This is a genomic window from Malikia spinosa (assembly GCF_002980625.1).
Taxonomy (GTDB): domain Bacteria; phylum Pseudomonadota; class Gammaproteobacteria; order Burkholderiales; family Burkholderiaceae_C; genus Malikia; species Malikia spinosa.
Map to the genome: position 1 here is coordinate 35,846 of NZ_PVLR01000021.1, position 19,171 is coordinate 55,016.

The following is a 19,171-nucleotide window of genomic DNA, read 5'->3' on the forward strand; positions in this document are numbered from 1 at the left end:
TGGGGCCAAACAAGATGTCTGCTAACACGACGACCACCGCCGTTGCGCCCTTCTCGCTGAAGGACTTTTTCAAGAGCTTCATGCTGGCGGAGCTCTTCAAGGGCATGGCCCTGACCGGCCGCTACACCTTCCGCCGCAAGGTCACGGTGCAGTTCCCCGAAGAAAAGACTCCGCTGTCGCCGCGCTTTCGCGGCCTGCATGCCCAGCGCCGTTACGACAACGGCGAGGAGCGCTGCATTGCCTGCAAGCTGTGCGAGGCGATCTGCCCGGCGATGGCCATCACCATCGAAGCTGGTCCGCGCCAGGATGACGGTTCGCGCCGCACCACCCGCTACGACATCGACCTGACCAAGTGCATCTTCTGCGGTTTCTGCGAAGAAGCCTGCCCGGTCGATGCCATCGTCGAGACCCAGATCCTGGAGTACCACGGCGAGAAGCGCGGTGACCTGTACTTCACCAAGGACATGCTGCTGGCTGTCGGCGACAAGTTCGAAACCGAGATCGCTGCCGCCAAGGCTGCGGACGCCAAGTACCGCTGAGGCTAAGGATCACCATGGAATTCCAGACCGGATTTTTCTACCTGTTCTCGGCGGTGCTGCTGTTCGCAGCCTTCCGGACCGTTACCGCGCGCAGTCCCGTGCATGCGGTGCTCTACCTGATGCTGGCCTTCTCGCAGGCCGCTGCCATCTGGCTGCTGCTCAAGGCCGAGTTCCTCGGCATCACGCTGGTGCTGGTCTACCTGGGCGCCGTGATGGTGCTGTTCCTGTTCGTGGTCATGATGCTCGACATCAACGTCGAGCAGATGCGCGAAGGCTTCTGGAAGAACTTCCCGCTCGCGGCCATCATGGGCGTGGGCATCGGCTTCGAGCTGATCAGCGTGCTGTGGGTCGGCTTCCCCGACATGGTCGTGGCGCCCGAGGTCGCACAGACCGCGATGCACTTGGCCGACCACAACAACACGCGTGAGATCGGCAAGCTGATGTACTCGCAATACATCGGTGCGGTCGAGATTGCCGCCGTGATCCTGCTGGTCGGCATGTTTGCCGCGATTGCCCTGACCCTGCGTGCGCGCAAGGACAGCAAGGCGATCGATCCCTCGATCCAAGTCAAGGTGCGCGCCGCCGACCGCCTCCAGGTCGTGTCGCTGCCTGTGACCCGCCCCGCACAACAGCCGGAGAGCCAAGCATGAGTCTGACCCTGGGACATTTCCTCTCGCTGGGCGCGATCCTGTTCGCGCTGTCGGTGGTCGGCATCTACCTGAACCGCAAGAACCTGATCGTGCTGCTGATGGCGATCGAGTTGATGCTGCTGGCGGTGAACATGAACTTCGTGGCCTTCGCCCATTACCTGGGTGACCTCAACGGCCAGATTTTCGTGTTCTTCATCCTGACCGTTGCAGCCGCGGAGTCGGCCATCGGCCTCGCCATCCTGGTGCTGCTGTTCCGCAACAAGTCGTCCATCAACGTGGATGAGCTCAACTCGCTCAAGGGCTAAGGGCTCGAGGGTTCAACGCCAAGTCAAAAAATGAGTACAAGCCTCTCTGCAAGCACCTTGCTGGCGGTGCCGATGGCCCCGCTGGTCGGCTCCGCGCTGGCCGGCGTCCTCGGCACCCGGTTCGGCGGTAACCTGTTGGGCCGTCGTGCCGCCCACTGCCTGACCATCCTGGGCGTGTTCATCGCCCTCGTGATCTCGGTCATGACCTTCAACGACGTGATCGGCGGCGCCCGCTTCAACGCCACCATCTACGAATGGATGGTCGTCGGCGGCATGAAGATGGAAATCGGCTTCATGGTCGACGGCCTGACCGCGATGATGATGTGCGTGGTGACCTTCGTCTCGCTGATGGTCCACCTCTACACCATCGGCTACATGCACGAGGACGAGGGCTACAACCGCTTCTTCGCCTACATCTCGCTGTTCACCTTCAGCATGCTGATGCTCGTCATGAGCAACAACCTGCTGCAGCTGTTCTTCGGCTGGGAAGCCGTCGGCCTGGTGTCCTACCTGCTGATCGGTTTCTGGTTCAACAAGCCGACCGCGATCTTCGCCAACATGAAGGCCTTCCTGGTCAACCGTGTCGGTGACTTCGGCTTCATCCTCGGCATCGGTCTGCTGGCGGCCTACACCGGCTCGCTGAACTACACCGAGATCTTCGCCAAGGCGCCTGAGCTGGCCGCGATCGAGTTCCCGTGGTACATCATGGGGCAGGACGCGATGCTGGTGACCGTGATCGGCATCTGCCTGTTCATCGGCGCGATGGGCAAGTCGGCCCAGTTCCCGCTGCATGTCTGGCTGCCGGACTCGATGGAAGGCCCGACCCCGATCTCGGCGCTGATCCACGCCGCCACCATGGTGACGGCCGGCATCTTCATGGTCGCGCGCATGTCGCCGATCTATGAGCTGTCGGACACCGCGCTGAACTTCATCCTCGTGATCGGCTCGATCACCGCGCTGTTCATGGGTTTCCTGGGCATCATCCAGAACGACATCAAGCGCGTGATTGCCTACTCGACGCTGTCGCAGCTGGGCTACATGACGGTCGCGCTGGGCGCCTCGGCCTACTCGGTCGCGGTGTTCCACCTGATGACGCACGCCTTCTTCAAGGCGCTGCTGTTCCTCGGTGCCGGCTCTGTCATCATGGGTCTGCACCACAACCAGGACATCCGCTGGATGGGCAATGTGCGCAAGTACATGCCGATCACCTGGATCACCTTCGTGCTCGGCACGCTGGCACTGATCGGCACGCCGCTGTTCTCGGGCTTCTACTCGAAGGACAGCATCATCGAGGCGGTGCATTTCAGCCACCTGCCGGCGGCCGGTTTCGCCCACTTCGCGGTGCTGGCCGGCGTGTTCGTGACCTCGTTCTACTCGTTCCGCCTCTACTTCCTGGTCTTCCACGGCCAGGAGCGCTACGAGCAGAACCCGGACGCGCACCACGGCCATCACGACGATCACCATGACGACCACGCCCCGCATGACGACCATGGCCACCATGGTGACGGCAAGCCGCACGAGTCGCCCTGGGTCGTGACCCTGCCGCTGGTGCTGCTGGCGATTCCCTCGGTGCTGATCGGCTACTTCACGATCGAGCCGATGTTGTTTGGCGAGTTCCTGAAGGACGCGATCACGATCGATGCCGTCAAGCATCCGTCGCTGGCCGAGTTCGCCGCCGAATTCCACGGTCCGCTGGCCATGGCCCAGCACGGCCTGACCACGCCGCCGTTCTGGCTGGCCCTGGCCGGTGCCGTCTCGGCCTGGTACATGTACCTGATCAACCCTGCCGTGCCTGCCTTCTTCGCCCGCGTCCTGCGTCCGCTGATCGTGATCCTGGAGAACAAGTACTTCATGGACTGGATCAACGAGAACATCCTGGCCAAGGCGGCTCGTGGCCTGGGCCTGGGTCTCTGGAAGGGCGGCGACCGCGGCATCATCGAAGGCGCCGTCGTCAACCTGAGCTGGAAGATCGTCGGCGCGGTCGCGGGCCTCGTGCGCCGCTTCCAGACCGGTTACCTGTATACCTACGCGTTCTGGATGATCGCAGGCGTGCTGGCCTTCATGATCTATTTCGTGCAGCTCGCCAAATAAGGAGAAGAACAAGATGGGTTTGCTGAGCCTTGCGATCTGGACGCCAGTCCTGTTTGGTGTCCTTCTACTCGCCATGGGTGGCGACAAGCGTGATGTGGGCGCCGTGCGCTGGCTCGCGCTGCTCGGTTCCGTCGCCGGCCTGGCCGTGACGGTGCCGCTCTACACCGGCTTCGAAACCGGTTCTGCCGCGATGCAGTTCGCCGAGCGGGTGTTGTGGGTGCCTGCCTTCAACATCCACTATCACCTGGCCATCGACGGCATCTCGCTGTGGCTGGTGCTGCTGACCGCCTTCATCAACGTGATCGTGGTGCTGGCCAGCTGGGAAGTGATCCAGGAGCGCGTGAACCAGTACATGGGCGCCTTCCTGATCCTGTCGGGCCTGATGATCGGTGTCTTCAGCGCGCAGGATGCGATGCTGTTCTACATCTTCTTCGAAGCCACCCTGATCCCGATGTACCTGATCATCGGCGTCTGGGGCGGCCCGAACAAGATCTACGCCGCGTTCAAGTTCTTCCTCTACACCTTGCTTGGCTCGCTGCTGATGCTGGTGGCGCTGATCTACCTGTACAACGTCTCGGGTGGCAGCTTCGACCTGCAGGTCTGGTACCAGCTGCCGCTGGGCGCCAAGCCGCAGACCCTGCTGTTCTTCGCCTTCTTTGCCGCCTTCGCGGTCAAGATCCCGATGTGGCCGGTCCACACCTGGCTGCCTGACGTGCACGTCGAAGCGCCCACCGGCGGCTCGGCCGTGCTGGCCGCGATCATGCTGAAACTGGGTGCCTACGGCTTCCTGCGCTTCTCGCTGCCGATCACGCCTGATGCCGCCCACGAGTGGTCGGGCCTGATGGTCGGTCTGTCGCTGGTGGCCGTGGTCTATGTCGGCCTGGTCGCGATGGTGCAGCAGGACATGAAGAAGCTGGTGGCCTATTCGTCGGTCGCCCACATGGGCTTCGTCTCGCTGGGCTTCTTCCTGTTCAACGATCTGGCGGTCTCGGGCGCCATCGTGCAGATGATTGCGCACGGCTTCGTCTCGGCTGCGATGTTCCTCGGCATCGGCGTGCTGTATGACCGCGTTCACTCGCGCGAGATCGCTTCCTACGGCGGCGTGGTCAACACCATGCCCAAGTTCGCCGCCTTCGCGCTGCTGTTCACGATGGCCAACTGCGGTCTGCCGGGAACGGCCGGCTTCGTCGGCGAGTGGATGGTGATCCTGGGTGCGATCAAGGTCAACTTCTGGGTCGGCCTGGTCGCCGCCAGCGCGCTGATCTTCGGCGCCGCCTATTCGCTCTGGATGTTCAAGCGCGTCTACCTGGGTCCGGTTGCCAATGACGACGTCAAGGCGCTGCAGGACATCAACGGTCGCGAATTCCTGGTCATGGCCCTGCTGGCTGTGATGGTGCTGTACATGGGTATTCATCCCAAGCCCTTCACCGACGTGATGGACGCTTCGGTGGCCGAGCTGCTCAAGCATGTGGCCGTCTCCAAGCTGCCCTGAGGCCCACCCCTCTCAACGTATCGAAAGAGCACAATAATGATAGACAGTAACAACTGGGCGGCGGTTGCGCCGGAGCTGCTGCTCCTGGGCATGACCAGCCTGATCGCCCTGTTCGATCTGGCGGTCAAGACCCCGCTGCGCGGCGCGACCTACCGCCTGACGCTGCTGACGCTCGCGGTGGTGGCGGCCCTGCATTTCGTGCAGGCCGGCAGCGGCGAGACCGTCTACGCCTTCAGCAACATGATCGTGGTCGACACCATGGCCTCGCTGCTCAAGGGTTTCGCCTCCCTCGCGGTGCTGGTGACCCTGGTCTACAGCCGGCCTTATGCCGGTGCGCGCGACATGCTGCGCGCGGGCGACCTGTTCACGCTGTCGCTCTACTCGCTGCTGGGCATGTTCGTGATGATCTCGGGTCATCATTTCCTGACCCTGTACCTGGGTCTGGAGCTGCTGACGCTGCCGGGTTATGCCCTGGTCGCGCTGCGCCGCGACGAGCTGCGCTCGACCGAAGCCGCCATGAAGTATTTCGTGCTCGGCTCGCTGGCCAGCGGTTTCCTGCTCTACGGCCTGTCGCTGGTCTATGGCGCCACCGGTTCGCTCGACCTCGCCGGCGTGCAGGAAGCGATCTCCAGCGGCTTGATCGACAAGACCGTGCTGATGCTGGGTCTGGTGTTCGTGGTCGCCGGCCTGGCCTTCAAGCTGGGCGCCGTGCCGTTCCACATGTGGGTGCCCGACGTCTACCACGGCGCTCCGACTGCCGTCACGTTGATGATCGGTGGCGCGCCCAAGCTGGCCGCCTTCGCGATCGTGATGCGACTGCTGGTCGAAGGCATGCTGCCGCTGGTCTGGCATTGGCAGCAGATGCTGATCGTGCTGGCCGTGGCCTCGCTGCTGATCGGCAACCTGGCGGCTGTGGCGCAGACCAACCTCAAGCGCATGCTGGCCTTCTCGACCATCGCGCAGATGGGCTTCGTGCTGCTGTCCTTCGCCTCGGGCGTCGTCGATCAGGACGGTACCAACATGAACGCGGCCTACAGCTCGGCCATGTTCTACATGATCACCTACGTGTTGACCACGCTCGCGACCTTCGGCGTGATCCTGCTGCTGGCGCGTGACGGCTTCGAGTCCGAGGAAATCTCGGACCTGGCCGGCCTGAACCAGCGCAACCCGCTGTTTGCCGGTGTCATGACCGCCTGCATGTTCTCGCTCGCGGGCGTGCCGCCCCTGGTCGGCTTCATGGCCAAGTTCTCGGTGCTGCAGTCGCTGCTCAATGCCGGCGGCGGCATCTACATCGGCCTGACGGTGTTCGCGGTCATGATGTCGCTGATCGGCGCCTTCTACTACCTGCGCGTGGTCAAGGTCATGTACTTCGACGCTCCGGTGCAGACCGCCGCGATCGAGGCCGCTGCCGACCAGCGCATCGTGCTGGCACTCAACGGCGCGCTGGTGCTGGGCCTGGGCCTGATGCCGGGCGGCCTGATGATGCTGTGCGACCGGGCCATCCTGGCACTGTGGCACTGAGCGGCGCATTGGCATGAACCAGACTTCGTCGGTCTGGCTGGTCTTGCTGGCTGCCCTGGCAGCCGCCAACCTGCCTTTCCTGAGCCAGCGTCTGCTGGGTTGCTGGCCGACACGCTCGGGCGACAAGGGCCTGGCGCTGCGGCTGCTTGAGCTGGCCCTGCTTTACCTGCTGGTCGGTGGCCTGGGTCTGGCGCTTGAGCAGGCGCTGGGCCAGATCTACCCCCAGGGCTGGGAGTTCTATGCCATCACCGCCACCCTGTTCCTGACGCTGGCCTTCCCGGGCTTCGTCTGGCGCTATCTGGTGCGGCATTGAGCCCCTGTGCCCCCGAAGTTTCCCCATCCGCAGCCCCGTCATGGGGCTTCGTCGTTTCTGCGCCCACCCCCTGTCAACTGACCTGCGTGAACTGACATGACCCATCCCCTGCTGCCCGAGTTGCAACCGGCCCATCTGCGCGAGGTCTGCGTCGACAGCGCAACCGTCTTCCAAGGCCATTTCCTGCACGCGCTGCGCGACACCGTGCGCCTGCCCGACGGCTCGAGCGCGGTGCGCGAATACATCAAGCATCCCGGCGCCGTCATGGTGATCCCGCTGCTCGACGACGGCCGGGTCGTGCTCGAGCGCCAGTACCGCTATCCGCTGCAGCGCGCCTTGCTCGAGTTCCCGGCCGGCAAGATCGACCCGGGCGAGGACCATTTCGCCTGTGCCCGGCGTGAGCTGCGCGAGGAGACCGGCTACAGCGCGCGCGAATGGGCCAAGGCCGGCGTGCTGCATCCGGTGCTGGCCTATGCCGACGAGTTCATCGAGATCTGGTTCGCGCGCGGACTGAGCCTGGGTGAGCGCGAGCTCGACCAGGGCGAGTTCCTCGACGTGCTGGCCGCCACGCCCGAGGAACTGTTGGCGGCCTGCCGTGACGGCGTGTTGACCGACAGCAAGACGCTGACCGGACTGCTCTGGCTGCAGAACACCCGGTCGGGCGCCTGGACGCTGGACTGGCAGCCCGCACCGGCCCAGGACTAGATCAGCGGCAGATCACGGGTAGAGACCGCGCAGGTCGCGTGCGCGCAGGATGCGCTGGCAGGCGATGATGAAGGTCGCCGTGCGCAGGCTGACCTGGTGCTCGCTGGCGACCTGCCAGACGGCGGCGAAGGCGTCGCGCATGATCTTGATCAGGCGCGCATTGATCTCGTCCTCGCTCCAGAAAAAGCTCGAGAAGTCCTGCACCCATTCGAAGTAGCTGACCGTCACGCCACCGGCGTTGGCAATCACGTCGGGCAGCACCAGCACGCCACGCTCATGCAGGATGTCGTCGGCCTGCGGCGTGGTCGGGCCGTTGGCGCCCTCGATCACCAGCTTGGCCCTGATCCGGTGCGCATTGGCCGCGGTGATCTGCTGCTCGAGCGCCGCCGGGATCAGGATGTCGCAGTCGACATCCCAGAAGCTGTCCTGGCTTACTGCCTGCGCGCCTGGAAAATCCAGCACCGAGCCCTGGCGTTGTACATGGGCCTGCAGGGCCGCCAGGTCCAGCCCGCTGTCCTGGTAGACCGTGCCGGCATGGTCCTGCACTGCTACCACGCGCGCGCCCGCTTCGGCAAACAGCCGTGCCGCGACGCCGCCGACGTTGCCAAAGCCCTGCACCGCGACCCGCGCCCCCTTGAGCTCAAGCCCGATGCGCGCCGCCGCTTCCTGGCCGACCGTGAACACGCCGCGCCCGGTCGCCTCGCGCCGGCCCAGCGAGCCGCCGAGGTCGATCGGCTTGCCGGTGACGACGCCGGTCGCGTTCTCGCCGACGTTCATCGAGTAGGTGTCCATCATCCAGGCCATCACCTGCTCGTTGGTGTTGACATCGGGCGCCGGGATGTCCTTGGTCGGGCCGATGATCAGGCCGATCTCGCTGGTGTAGCGCCGCGTCACCCGCTCGAGCTCGCCGCGCGAGAGCTGGCGCGGATCGACCCGGATACCGCCCTTGGCACCGCCAAACGGCACGTTGACCGCCGCGTTCTTGATCGACATCCAGGCCGACAGCGCCATCACCTCGGACAGCGTCACATCCTGGTGAAAACGCACGCCGCCCTTGCCCGGTCCGCGCGAGGTGTTGTGCTGCACCCGGTAGCCCTCGAAATGCGCGATGCGACCGTCATCCATCTGGATCGGCACGTCGACGATCAGGATGCGCTTGGGCCGGGTCAGGGTCTCGACCCAGCGGGACAGATCGCCCAGATAGGGCGTGACGCGGTCGACCTGCTGCAGGAAGATGCCCCAGGGACCGAGATGGTCGGCTTGCAGGTAGGAGGGCAGGGAGTTGAGGACTTGGCTCATGGACAGTACCCGAGTTGAATGAGTTGCCGAGCATAAGCAGCCTGCTGTTGCCTGTCCAAGGCCGATTGTTTTATGCTTTATGCAAAAAATGCATGGAAGGGGCGGCTGCAAAGGGTGGGCGCGATCGGCCTGCACTCAGGCCGGCACAGCGCGGCACAGCAAGGCACAATTGCCCGAGTCTCCACAGCCCTGTTTCGGCGCGCCAGCGAAAAACTCCTACCCATGCTCGACCCCCGGACCGCCCCGCTGATCGGCACCGACCGCCAGCTGCCCGCCTTGCCGGCCCAGCGCCTGCTTGGCCCCGCGCTGCGCCAGCGCTTTGCCACCCCGCTGGTCTGGCAGCCCGAGTCGGTGCGCGACCCGCACCTGCCCGCAGACCAGCGGCTGCGTCATGCCGCGGTCCTGCTGCCGATCGTGCTGCGCGACCTGCCCACCGTGCTGCTGACGCGCCGCAGCGATCACCTGCCGAGCCATCAAGGGCAGATTGCCTTTCCGGGCGGCAAGGTCGATCCTACTGACGCCGATGCGGTCGCCGCCGCGCTGCGCGAGGCCGAGGAGGAGGTGGGCCTGGCTCCCGATCTGGTCGAGGTGCTGGGCCTGCTGCCCGACTACCTGACCGGCAGCGCCTTTCGCATCACGCCGGTGGTCGCGCTGGTGCGGCCCGACTACGAACCCCGGCCCAATCCGCATGAAGTGGCTGACCTGTTCGAGGTGCCGCTGGCCTTCCTGATGGACCCGGCGCACCATCGCCGCCAGGGGCTTGACTGGGAAGGGCGGCGCCACGAGTGGTTCGCGATGCCTTACCAACAAGACGGCGCAGAGCGCTATATCTGGGGTGCTACGGCCGGCATGCTGCGCAACCTCTACCATTTCCTGGCCGCCTGAGCCGGGCTGCGCCGCCGGGCCCGCGCGCCGCTATCATCAGGGCATGAGTTTCTTCGCCATCTTCCTTGCTCTCCTGCTCGAGCAGGCCCGGCCGCTGGGCCGGGACAATACCGCGCATCGCCTGGCAACGGCCTGGCGGCGCTGGGTCAGGCGCAGCCTCGATGCGGGCCAGGCGCCGCATGGCTGGATGGCCTGGAGCGCGGCGGCGCTGGTGCCGGCCCTGCTCGCGGCGCTGGTGCACTGGCTGCTGTTGCCCTTCAGCGACCTGCTGGTGTTTGCCTGGACGGTCGGCGTGCTGTACCTGACGCTCGGGTTTCGCCAGTTCAGCCATTACTTCACCGCGATCCGGCAGGCGCTCGAGTCCAACGACGAGGCCACCGCGCGTGCCCAGCTGGCCGAATGGCAGCAGGTCGAGGTCGGCGAGCTGCCGCGCCAGGAGCTGCTGCGCCATGTGATCGAGCATTCGGCGCTGGCGGCGCACCACCATGTCTTCGGCGTCCTGTTCGCCTATTCGGTCTTTGCCGCGTTCGGTTTCGGGCCGGCCGGTGCGGTGCTCTACCGCATGGCCGAGTCGCTGGCGCGGCGCTGGCAGCCGCGCCTGCAGGATGCGCCCAGCAGCGCGGTGCAGCAGGCGGCCGCCCAGGGTTGGCGCTGGATCGACCATGTGCCGGCACGCGCGACCGCGCTGGCCTTTGCCGTGGTCGGCAACTTCGAGGAGGCGATTGCGGCCTGGCGCTCGGACGCTACCCGCGCCGCCCAGAGCAATGACGGCATCGTGCTGGCCGCCACCGCCGGCGCCATCAACGTCCGGCTCGGCGGCCTCGGGTTGGGCGCCAATCTCGGTGCCAACGAGGTCGGAGGCCCCGAGCTGTCTAATGTCTGGAGCGAAGGCCGCGAACCGCAGAACGCCCATCTGACCAGCCTGGTCGGGCTGGTCTGGCGCTCGGTGGTGCTGTGGCTGCTGCTGCTCGCGCTGATGACGCTGGCACGCAGCGTCGGCTGAGCTGGGTCGAGCGCTTCAGTAGCGCGGCTGTGACAGCTCGGCGAACAGCTCGCCGTAGAGGCGGTAGCGGTTCTCGCTGATGCCGCCTTCGACGCCGACCGCATCGCGCACCGCGCAGCCCGGCTCGTGCAGGTGGCTGCAGTTGTAGAAGCGGCAGTGACCAAGCCGGACCGAGAAGTCGGGCATCAGCTGCGCGAGCCGGGTCGGCTCGATATGGTGCAAGCCGAATTCCTGGAAACCGGGTGAATCGATTAGCGCGGTGGTCTTGGGTCCATCAACGCCATCGACCCAGTACCAGGTGGTGCTGGTGGTGGTGTGCTTGCCGCTGTTGAGCGCGCGCGAGATCTCGTTGGTCTGGGCGCGAGCCGCCGGCACCAGCCGGTTGATCAGCGTGCTCTTGCCCGCGCCCGAGGGGCCCAGCACCAGCGTGGTCTTGCCCTGCAGCTGCTGCTCGAGCGCTTCCACCCCGGCTTGCGCGCCGTCTTGCAGCGACAGCGCCAGCACGGTCTGGCCCATCGCGCGGTAGGGTTCGAGCCGCTGCCAGGCGCGCTCGAACAGGGCGCCGAGGTCGCTCTTGTTGAGCACGATCAGCACCGCGATCGATTCGGCCTGGGCCGCGATCAGCGCGCGCGTGAGCTGGCTCTCGGAGAACTCGGGCTCGGCGGCCAGCAGCACCAGCACCTGGTCCAGGTTGGCGGCAAAGGACTTGGTCCGGATCTCGTCCTGGCGATACAGCAGGTTGCGCCGTGGCTGCAGTTTCTCGATCGTGCCTTCGTCGGCGCTGGCCTGCCACCAGACGCGGTCGCCGACCACGGCCTGGCTCTTCTTGCCGCGCGGATGGCAGATCAGGCGCTCGCCCGTCTCGGTCTCGACCAGGCAGTGGCGGCCGTAGGCGGCGATGACCAGTCCGGGGCGTAGGGAATCATTCATGTCGGGAGGGTCTCAGGCGGGCAGTCGCTCGAGGCGCTCGGCTGCAGGGGGGTGGGAGTAATAGAAACGCGCATAGAGCGGGTCGGGGGTCAGCGTGCTGGCATTGTCCTGGTACAGCTTGACCAGCGCGCTGGCCAGGTCCTGGCCGTCGGCATGGGCGCAGGCATAGGCATCGGCCTCGAACTCCTGCCGGCGCGACAGCTGGCTCAGCAGCGGCGTCAGGAAGAAGCTGGCCAGCGGCGCGACGTTGATGAACAGCAGCAGCGCCAACGCGCTGCTCGGCGCGACCAGGTTGGGCCGCACGCCCAGGCCGCTGTAGAACCAGAGCTGACCCGACAGCTCGCCCAGCAGCGCGAAGCCGAGCAGGCTGATGCTGCCCATCAGGAACAGCCGCTTGGGCAGGTGGCGCCGGCTGAAATGGCCGAGTTCGTGTGCCAGCACGGCATCGATCTCGCTCGGGGCGAGTCGCTGCAGCAGGGTGTCGAAGAACACCACCCGCTTGGCCGGGCCGAAGCCGGTGAAGTAGGCGTTGGCATGCGCGCTGCGCTTGCTGCCGTCCATCACGAACAGGCCGCGCGAGCGAAAGCCGCAGCGCGCCATCAGGGTCTCGATGCGCTGGCGCAACGCGGCATCGGCCAGCGGTTCGAAGCGGTTGAACAGCGGCGCGATCAGGGTCGGATACAGCAGCAGCGTCAGCAGGCTCAGACTCAGCCAGGCGGCCCAGGACCAGGCCCACCAGAGCGAACCCGCCGCTTCCATGAGCCACAGCAGCAGGGCGGCAAACGGCAGGCCGATCGCGGCGCCGACGGTGGCCGACTTGAGCCCATCGGCCAGCCACAACCCCAGGGTCATGCGGTTGAAGCCATGGGCCTGTTCGACCCGGAAGGTGCGCACCCAGGCCCAGGGCAGCTCGAGCAAGGCCGTGATCGCGAAGAAGCCCGCCAGCAAGGCGACCTGTTGCAGCAAGCCGTCGCCGAGCTGACTGCGCAGCAGCTGGTTGAGCAGGTCGAGTCCGCCCAGCAGGGTCCAGCCCAGCAGCAGGGCCGCGCTCCAGGCCATCTCGACCAGTTCGAGCCTGAGCTTGGCCAGCGTGTAGTCGGCCGCCTTCTGGTGTGCTGCCAGGCTCACGCGGGCCGCGAACGGCGCCGGCACCGCCTGTCTGTGGCGCGCGACATGGCGAATCTGCCGGCTCGACAGCCAGAGCCGGGTCAGCAGGCCCGCGATCAGCAGGGCGCAAAAGCCCAGCGTCCAGAGGGTGGCAAGGGAAGAGTAGGGGGAATCCATGGCTGCGAGTCTAGCGAATGCCGGCCAATGCCGTCGCGCGATCGGTGAAAATCGGGGCATGAGCCAGAATCCCAGCCCCTCCGCTCCGGTTGCCCAGAGCAGCCACAGCCCAGAAACCGTCCAGCACCTGGTCAAGAGCGACCAGAACCTGATCTGGCTCGATTGCGAGATGACCGGTCTCAATCCCGAGACCGACCGCCTGATCGAGATCGCGGTCGTCATCACCGGCCCCGACCTGCTGCCGCGCGTCGAAGGCCCGGTGCTGGCGATTCACCAGAGCGATGCCGCGCTCGACGCAATGGACGCCTGGAACAAGGGCACCCACGGCCGCAGCGGCCTGATCAACCGGGTCAAGGCCAGCGCGACTTCCGAGGCCGATGCCGAGGCCCAGGTGATCGAGTTCATCCGCAAATACCTGCCCAAGGGCTCCTCGCCGATGTGCGGCAACTCGATCGGCCAGGACCGGCGCTTCCTGGTCAAGTACATGCCCAGGCTCGAGGCCTATTTCCACTACCGCAACCTCGACGTCAGCACCCTGAAGGAGCTGGCCAAGCGCTGGCGGCCCGAGGTCTACAAGGCCTTCAAGAAGCACCAGCGCCACACCGCGCTGGCCGACGTGCACGAGTCGATCGACGAACTCGTGCACTACCGCGAGCATTTCCTGCGCTGAATCAGGCGAATAGCTGCAGGCTGATCCAGTAGCCGATCGCCGCGACGAAGGCCGAGGCGGGAATCGTCAGCACCCAGGCCCAGACGATGTTGCCCGCCACGCCCCAGCGCACCGCGCTCAGGCGCTGCACCGAGCCGACGCCGACGATGGCGCCGGTGATGGTGTGAGTAGTCGAGACCGGCACGCCGAGCGCCGTGGCCAGGAACAGCGTGATCGCGCCGCCGGTCTCGGCGCAGAAGCCGCCGACCGGCTTGAGCTTGGTGATCTTCTGACCCATGGTCTTGACGATGCGCCAGCCGCCAAACATCGTGCCGGCGCCGATTGCCGCGTAGCAGGCCACGATGACCCAGCCCGCCGGTGACTTGTCCTCGGCCGCTGCGTAGCCGGTCGCGATCAGCAGCATCCAGATGATGCCGATGGTCTTTTGCGCGTCGTTGCCGCCATGGCCCAGGCTGTAGGCCCCGGCCGACACCAGCTGCAGCCGGCGGAACCAGCGGTCGACCTTGGACGGCGTCATGCGCCGGCAGACCCAGGCCACCAGCACCATCATCAGCGAGCCGAACAGGAAGCCCAGCAGCGGCGAGACGAAGATGAAGGTCACGGTGCGGATCAGGCCGGTCGAGACCAGCGCGCCGGCCCCGGCCTTGGCGATCACGGCTCCGACGATGCCGCCGATCAGCGCGTGCGAGGAGCTGCTCGGGATGCCGTAGTACCAGGTGATCACGTTCCAGGTGATCGCGCCGGCCAGGGCGCCGAACACTACATGGGTATCGACCACACCGGGCTGGGCGATGCCCTTGCCGACGGTGGCCGCCACGCTCAGGTGGAAGATGAAGATGGCGACGAAGTTGAAGAAGGCCGCGAAGGCCACGGCCTGCGTCGGCTTGAGCACGCCGGTCGAGACCACGGTCGCGATCGAGTTGGCGGCATCATGGAAGCCGTTCATGAAGTCGAACAGCAGCGCCATGGCCACCAGCATGGCGATGACCCAGAAGGCCGTCTGCATTGAAGTCATGGTGGATCTCCCGGATCAGGAGTTCTCGAGGATCACGCCCTCGATCAGGTTGGCCACGTCCTCGCAGCGGTCGGTGATGGTCTCGAGCAGCTCGTAGATGGCCTTGAGCTTGATCAGCTCGCGCACATCGGTTTCCTCGCGGAACAGCTTGCTCATCGCGTTGCGCAGCACGCGGTCGGCGTCGGACTCGAGGCGGTCGATTTCCTCGCAGGTCTTGAGCGCGGCTTCGGCGGTCTTGGCATCGGCGATCTTGTCGAGCAGGGCGACCGCGGCCTGCAGGCGCTCGCAGCACTTGACGCCCAGATCGGTCAGGCGGCTGATCTCTTCGGTCATGTGATGCACGTCGTACAGCGCCATGGTCTCGGCCGAGTCCTGGATCAGGTCGGCGACATCGTCCATGGTGTTGATCAGCGAATGGATCTGCTCGCGGTCGATCGGCGTGATGAAGGTCTTGTGCAGCAGGCGGTTGACTTCCATCGTCACGCGGTCGGCGGCATGCTCGGCGCGATCGACTTCCTGGTTGTACTTGTCGCGCAGCACCGGATCGGCGTAGTTCTTGACCAGCTCGGCGAAGGCGTGCGAGGCCTCGACCATGTGCTTGGCATGCAGGTTGAAGAGTTCGAAGAAGTTGCCCTCTCGGGGCAGCAGTTTCCCAAAAATCATGTCGGCTCCTGTGGTGGGTGAAAATGTCAAAAAATTGACACAATAATGATGTAGGCGCGGATTGTAGGCGCCCGCCATGCCTTGTGTCTGTGGCGCGGCTTGACGCGCTCCATGGCGTCGAAATAAAAAAAGCTTGGGGAAAACCCGCAACTGTGCAATAATTGAAATCAGTCGGCCGCATGAGCGGCGACTTTTACGTGCATCTGCCTCACTCTGGCCCCTCACGGTGTAAACCGGCGACCCTTCACAGGGTTTGAATTCAGGGCCCCACGCATACCAGTCGGCCCACTCATGGGCACGCGGCATGCCGATCTGTTTGATGGTTGATGTTTCTTGTTGACCATGATCGGATCGGGCACGCTGCCCGGACTCTTTAGTCCGGCTCGTCCTGCTTTGCTCATTGCGCGCTGTTTTGGCGCCTGGACGATAGACATGACTGACTCTTTGCAATTCCCGGTCGAAACCGGTTTCGATTCCTCCATCACCACCGACGTTGCTGAAGCTGCGCCGCAAGCCGCTGCACTGCCGAACGCCTTTGCCGCCCTGGGCCTGGCGCCCGAGCTGGTGCAGGCCGTCGCCGACCTCGGCTTCACCCAGCCGACCCTGGTGCAGAACGCCACCATCCCCAAGGCCATGAACGGTGGCCATAGCGAAGGCTTCACCGACCTGATGGTGTCGAGCCAGACCGGTAGCGGCAAGACCGCCGCCTTCCTGCTGCCGGTGCTGCACACCCTGCTCGAGCAGCAGGCTGCCGCCGAGGCCGCCGAGCGCGCCGACTGGGACCGCCAGGTCGCCGAAGCCGAAGCTGCCGGCCAGCCGGCACCGAAGAAGCCCAAGCGCAAGAACCCGCTGCTGGCGCGTCATTTCACCCCGGCCGTGCCCGGCGCCCTGATCCTGTGCCCTACGCGCGAACTCGCGCAGCAAGTCGCCCAGGATGCGATCGAGCTGGTCAAGCATTGCCGCGGCATGCGCATCGCCAACGTGGTCGGTGGCATTCCCTACCCGGTCCAGATCGCCAAGCTGCAGAACGCCGACCTGGTGGTCGCGACCCCGGGCCGCCTGCTCGACCTGCAACGCAACGGCCAGATCAAGCTCGACAAGGTCCAGTTCCTGGTCGTTGACGAAGCCGACCGCATGCTCGACCTGGGTTTCTCGGACGACCTGGCCGAGATCAACCAGCTGACCATCCAGCGCCACCAGACCATGATGTTCAGCGCCACCTTCGCGCCGCGCATCCAGAGCCTGGCCCAGCGCGTGATGCGTGCGCCGCAAAAGGTGCAGATCGACTCGCCGCAGGACAAGCACAGCAGCATCGAGCAGCAGCTGTTCTGGTGTGACAGCCAGGAACACAAGCGCCAGCTGCTTGACCATTGGCTGCGCGACGCGACCATCGACCAGGCGATCGTCTTCGCCAGCACCCAGATCGAGTGCGATTCGCTGGCTGAAGAGCTGCAGCAAGTCGGTTTCTCGGCCGTGGCGCTGCACGGTGCCCTGAGCCAGGGTCTGCGTACCCGCCGCCTGATGGCGCTGCGCAACGGCCAGGTGCAGATCCTGGTCGCGACCGACGTCGCCGCCCGCGGCATCGACGTGCCGACGATCACCCACGTGTTCAACTACGGCCTGCCGCTCAAGGCCGAGGACTACACCCACCGCATCGGCCGTACCGGCCGTGCCGGTCGCAAGGGTCTGGCCGTGACCATGGCCGAGTTCCGTGACCGTCGCAAGATCGGCGAGATCGAGGCCTACAGCCAGCAGGTCATCAAGACCGCCACCATTCCGGGCCTGGAGCCCAAGAAGCAGGTCTACGAATTCAACGACCGTCGCCCGGCTGGCCGTGGCGGCAACGGTCGCGGTGCTCCCCCGCGCGGTGGCAACTCCCGCGGTGGCGCTGGCGGCGGCGGCTGGGGTGGTCGCAGCGAAGGCGGCTTCGGCGGCAATTCCGGTCGTCCGGCCAGCCGTGGTGACTTCCAGCCCCGTGGCGAGTTCCGCTCCGAGCCGCGCGGTGACGTGCGCTTCGAGTCGCGTGGCGATGCCCGTCCGGAAGGTCGCGGCGAGTTCCGTGGTGGCGACCGTTCCGAGCCGCGTGGTGATTTCCGCGGCGAGTCGCGCGGTTTTGCTGGCCGCGAGCAGCGCCCGCAGGGTGGTTTCGGTGGCGAGCAGCGCCGTGAGTCCTTCGGCCGTCCGGCCGGCGGCGAGCGCAGCTTCGGTGACCGTCCGGCCTTCGAGCGCCGCGGCAACGAGTCGCGCGGCCATGGCGGCGGCGCACCGTCGTTCGGTGACCGTCGTCCGCGCCCTGAAAGCGGCGCCGGCAAGCCGCGCTTCGTCAAGCGCTGAGCACTGGGCCTAGGCCCACTCCCGAAAGAACCCGGCCTTGGTCGGGTTTTTCACGTCTGGCCTGCATCGTTGCTTGCCTCTCATCAGCCTTGACAGCCTGTCATCGCAGCCCCAGCATCGAAGCGGACCGATGGCGTGCACAGGCGACACCGGCGGCGTGATCGCTGCCGTGGACGCCATTGGCATGATGGGCACGGTCGGCGTGACCGCTACAAGGGAGAACAAGAATGCAATACAGGATGCGACTGGTTTCGCTCGCTCTCGTGGCCTGGCTGGCCGCTTGCGGTGATGGTGGGCCCGACACCCGTGCGGTGCGAGTCGCGGGCGACAGCCTGAGCGACAGCGGCACTTTCGGCTTCAAGGCGACCGTGCAGGGCAGCACCCTGGCCGATACCTGGATCTGGACCGATCATGTGTCCAGCGCGCTCGGGGTCGGGGCACTTTGCCCGCGCTACCTGGCGGCCGATGCCAATCAGGTGGCGCTCAACACGAATCCTGCCTTTGCCGCCTGCAGCTCGCATGCGGTGGTGCGGGCCCGCATCAACGTGCCGCCCGACATGGCGGCCGGCGACGACAGCCCGTTCTCGATCCTGCAGCAGCTTGAGGACCTGTCCGTTACCCGCTACGACCCCGAGGAGCTGCTGCTGCTCGATGGGGGTGGCAACGACCTGGCCGACCTGATGCGCGGCTTCCTGACGCTGGGCTCCGAGCTGCAGGCGCCGCTGCCTTTCGCCGACACCCGCTTCGTCAAGCTGCTGGGCGAACTCGGCATCGTCCCGGCGAGCACTGCTGCGACCGATCTGGCCCAGGCTGGCGGCCAGTACATGTTGGCCCTGGCCGACCGCTTCAGCGCCCAGATCCGGGCCCAGGCCCTGGATCGTGGCGCGCAGCGCGTCGTGCTGCTGACCATGCCCGACCTGACTCGCACGCCTTACTTCCAGGCCATGCTGGCGGCGGTGGCCCAGGCCAACGGCGGCGGCAATGCCGGCCAGGCCGCCGCACTGCAGGTACAGGCCATGGCCGACGGCTGGATCCAGGCCTTCAACGCCCGCCTCAAGGCCAGTTTTGCCACTGAAGCGCGGGTGGCGGTGGTTGATTTCCATGCCGCCTTGCGGCTGTGGGTCACGCCGGCGGCCGTTGCCGGCCAGCCCAACCCCTACGGCTTCACCAACACCACCGATCCGGCCTGTGCCCCCACCGGGACTGATGCGATGGGGCTGCCGTCCTATTTCCTCGGCAGCTGCTTCGCCGCCGATCTGTCGCGCCAGCTGCCGCAGGCAGCACTCAACCCCGGTTGGTGGAGCGGCCATGTCTTCGCCGACGACTTCCACGGCAGCCCGAGGACCAACCAGCTGATGGCCGAGCTGGTGCTCGACACCCTGCGCAGCCGCGGCTGGTATTGAGCGCTCGGTCGGGTCTGTCAGCTCGATCGGATCGCAGCAAGGCGCGAATGCAGCGCGCCTTCCTACAAT

At 65.8% G+C, this 19,171-nt stretch carries 18 protein-coding genes; 13 read left to right on the plus strand and 5 right to left on the minus strand.

What is annotated here, in order from left to right:
- Positions 1-14 precede the first annotated feature (14 nt).
- The 8 genes from nuoI to C6P61_RS08365 all read left to right on the plus strand — a co-directional run bounded on the left by nuoI (position 15) and on the right by C6P61_RS08365 (position 7,616).
- A complete protein-coding gene (nuoI, locus tag C6P61_RS08330) occupies positions 15-539 on the plus strand; it encodes an NADH-quinone oxidoreductase subunit NuoI (RefSeq protein WP_105729470.1) in 525 nt (174 codons plus the stop codon).
- Between the two features lie 14 nt (positions 540-553).
- Positions 554-1,189 (plus strand): NADH-quinone oxidoreductase subunit J, encoded by a 636-nt coding sequence (locus C6P61_RS08335; protein ID WP_105729471.1) that lies wholly within the window; start codon positions 554-556, stop codon positions 1,187-1,189.
- Positions 1,186-1,494, plus strand: coding sequence for an NADH-quinone oxidoreductase subunit NuoK (gene nuoK, locus C6P61_RS08340; RefSeq protein WP_105729472.1), 309 nt, complete (start codon positions 1,186-1,188; stop codon positions 1,492-1,494). Before C6P61_RS08335 ends, nuoK begins: the two co-directional genes overlap by 4 nt.
- A 30-nt stretch (positions 1,495-1,524) precedes the next feature.
- A complete protein-coding gene (nuoL, locus tag C6P61_RS08345; protein ID WP_105729473.1) occupies positions 1,525-3,585 on the plus strand; it encodes an NADH-quinone oxidoreductase subunit L in 2,061 nt (686 codons plus the stop codon).
- A gap of 13 nt (positions 3,586-3,598) precedes the next feature.
- Positions 3,599-5,077 (plus strand): NADH-quinone oxidoreductase subunit M, encoded by a 1,479-nt coding sequence (locus tag C6P61_RS08350; RefSeq protein WP_105729474.1) that lies wholly within the window; start codon positions 3,599-3,601, stop codon positions 5,075-5,077.
- A gap of 36 nt (positions 5,078-5,113) precedes the next feature.
- The gene (gene nuoN, locus C6P61_RS08355; protein ID WP_105729475.1) at positions 5,114-6,598 is read left to right on the plus strand and encodes an NADH-quinone oxidoreductase subunit NuoN; all 1,485 of its coding nucleotides are present in this window, start codon (positions 5,114-5,116) and stop codon (positions 6,596-6,598) included.
- A 13-nt stretch (positions 6,599-6,611) separates the two neighbouring features.
- On the plus strand, positions 6,612-6,911 hold the full coding sequence (locus C6P61_RS08360) for a DUF2818 family protein (protein WP_105729476.1): 300 nt from the start codon (positions 6,612-6,614) through the stop codon (positions 6,909-6,911).
- Between the two features lie 96 nt (positions 6,912-7,007).
- Positions 7,008-7,616 carry an NUDIX domain-containing protein gene (locus C6P61_RS08365; protein WP_105729477.1) on the plus strand — a complete coding sequence of 203 codons (609 nt, stop codon included), beginning with the start codon at positions 7,008-7,010 and terminating at the stop codon, positions 7,614-7,616.
- A gap of 12 nt (positions 7,617-7,628) precedes the next feature.
- Here the strand turns inward: C6P61_RS08365 and C6P61_RS08370 are convergent, their stop codons facing one another.
- A complete protein-coding gene (locus tag C6P61_RS08370; RefSeq protein WP_105729478.1) occupies positions 7,629-8,915 on the minus strand; it encodes a Glu/Leu/Phe/Val family dehydrogenase in 1,287 nt (428 codons plus the stop codon).
- Positions 8,916-9,137: 222 nt separating this feature from the next.
- Here C6P61_RS08370 and C6P61_RS08375 point away from each other — a divergent pair, with 222 nt between their 5' ends.
- Both C6P61_RS08375 and C6P61_RS08380 read left to right on the plus strand, forming a co-directional pair.
- A complete protein-coding gene (locus C6P61_RS08375) occupies positions 9,138-9,800 on the plus strand; it encodes a CoA pyrophosphatase (RefSeq protein ID WP_105729479.1) in 663 nt (220 codons plus the stop codon).
- A 43-nt stretch (positions 9,801-9,843) separates the two neighbouring features.
- The gene (locus C6P61_RS08380) at positions 9,844-10,803 is read left to right on the plus strand and encodes a CobD/CbiB family protein (RefSeq protein ID WP_105729480.1); all 960 of its coding nucleotides are present in this window, start codon (positions 9,844-9,846) and stop codon (positions 10,801-10,803) included.
- A gap of 15 nt (positions 10,804-10,818) precedes the next feature.
- Here C6P61_RS08380 and rsgA read toward each other — a convergent pair whose 3' ends face one another.
- Positions 10,819-11,733: a ribosome small subunit-dependent GTPase A gene (gene rsgA / locus C6P61_RS08385; protein WP_105729481.1), complete on the minus strand. Its 915-nt coding sequence runs from the start codon at positions 11,731-11,733 to the stop codon at positions 10,819-10,821.
- Positions 11,734-11,745: 12 nt separating this feature from the next.
- Positions 11,746-13,017, minus strand: coding sequence for a M48 family metallopeptidase (locus tag C6P61_RS08390; RefSeq protein WP_105729482.1), 1,272 nt, complete (start codon positions 13,015-13,017; stop codon positions 11,746-11,748).
- A gap of 58 nt (positions 13,018-13,075) precedes the next feature.
- On the opposite strand from C6P61_RS08390, the gene orn reads away from it, so the two are divergent.
- Positions 13,076-13,687: an oligoribonuclease gene (gene orn, locus C6P61_RS08395; protein ID WP_211296947.1), complete on the plus strand. Its 612-nt coding sequence runs from the start codon at positions 13,076-13,078 to the stop codon at positions 13,685-13,687.
- A 1-nt stretch (position 13,688) separates the two neighbouring features.
- On the opposite strand, the gene C6P61_RS08400 is transcribed toward orn, so the two are convergent.
- Complete coding sequence (locus C6P61_RS08400) at positions 13,689-14,702, minus strand: inorganic phosphate transporter (protein ID WP_105729484.1); 1,014 nt, start codon at positions 14,700-14,702, stop codon at positions 13,689-13,691.
- A gap of 15 nt (positions 14,703-14,717) precedes the next feature.
- A complete protein-coding gene (locus tag C6P61_RS08405) occupies positions 14,718-15,365 on the minus strand; it encodes a DUF47 domain-containing protein (protein ID WP_105729485.1) in 648 nt (215 codons plus the stop codon).
- A gap of 432 nt (positions 15,366-15,797) precedes the next feature.
- Between C6P61_RS08405 and C6P61_RS08410 the strand changes: the two genes are divergently transcribed.
- Complete coding sequence (locus tag C6P61_RS08410) at positions 15,798-17,699, plus strand: DEAD/DEAH box helicase (protein WP_105729486.1); 1,902 nt, start codon at positions 15,798-15,800, stop codon at positions 17,697-17,699.
- Between the two features lie 227 nt (positions 17,700-17,926).
- Complete coding sequence (locus C6P61_RS08415) at positions 17,927-19,102, plus strand: SGNH/GDSL hydrolase family protein (RefSeq protein WP_146115005.1); 1,176 nt, start codon at positions 17,927-17,929, stop codon at positions 19,100-19,102.
- Positions 19,103-19,171 lie beyond the last annotated feature (69 nt).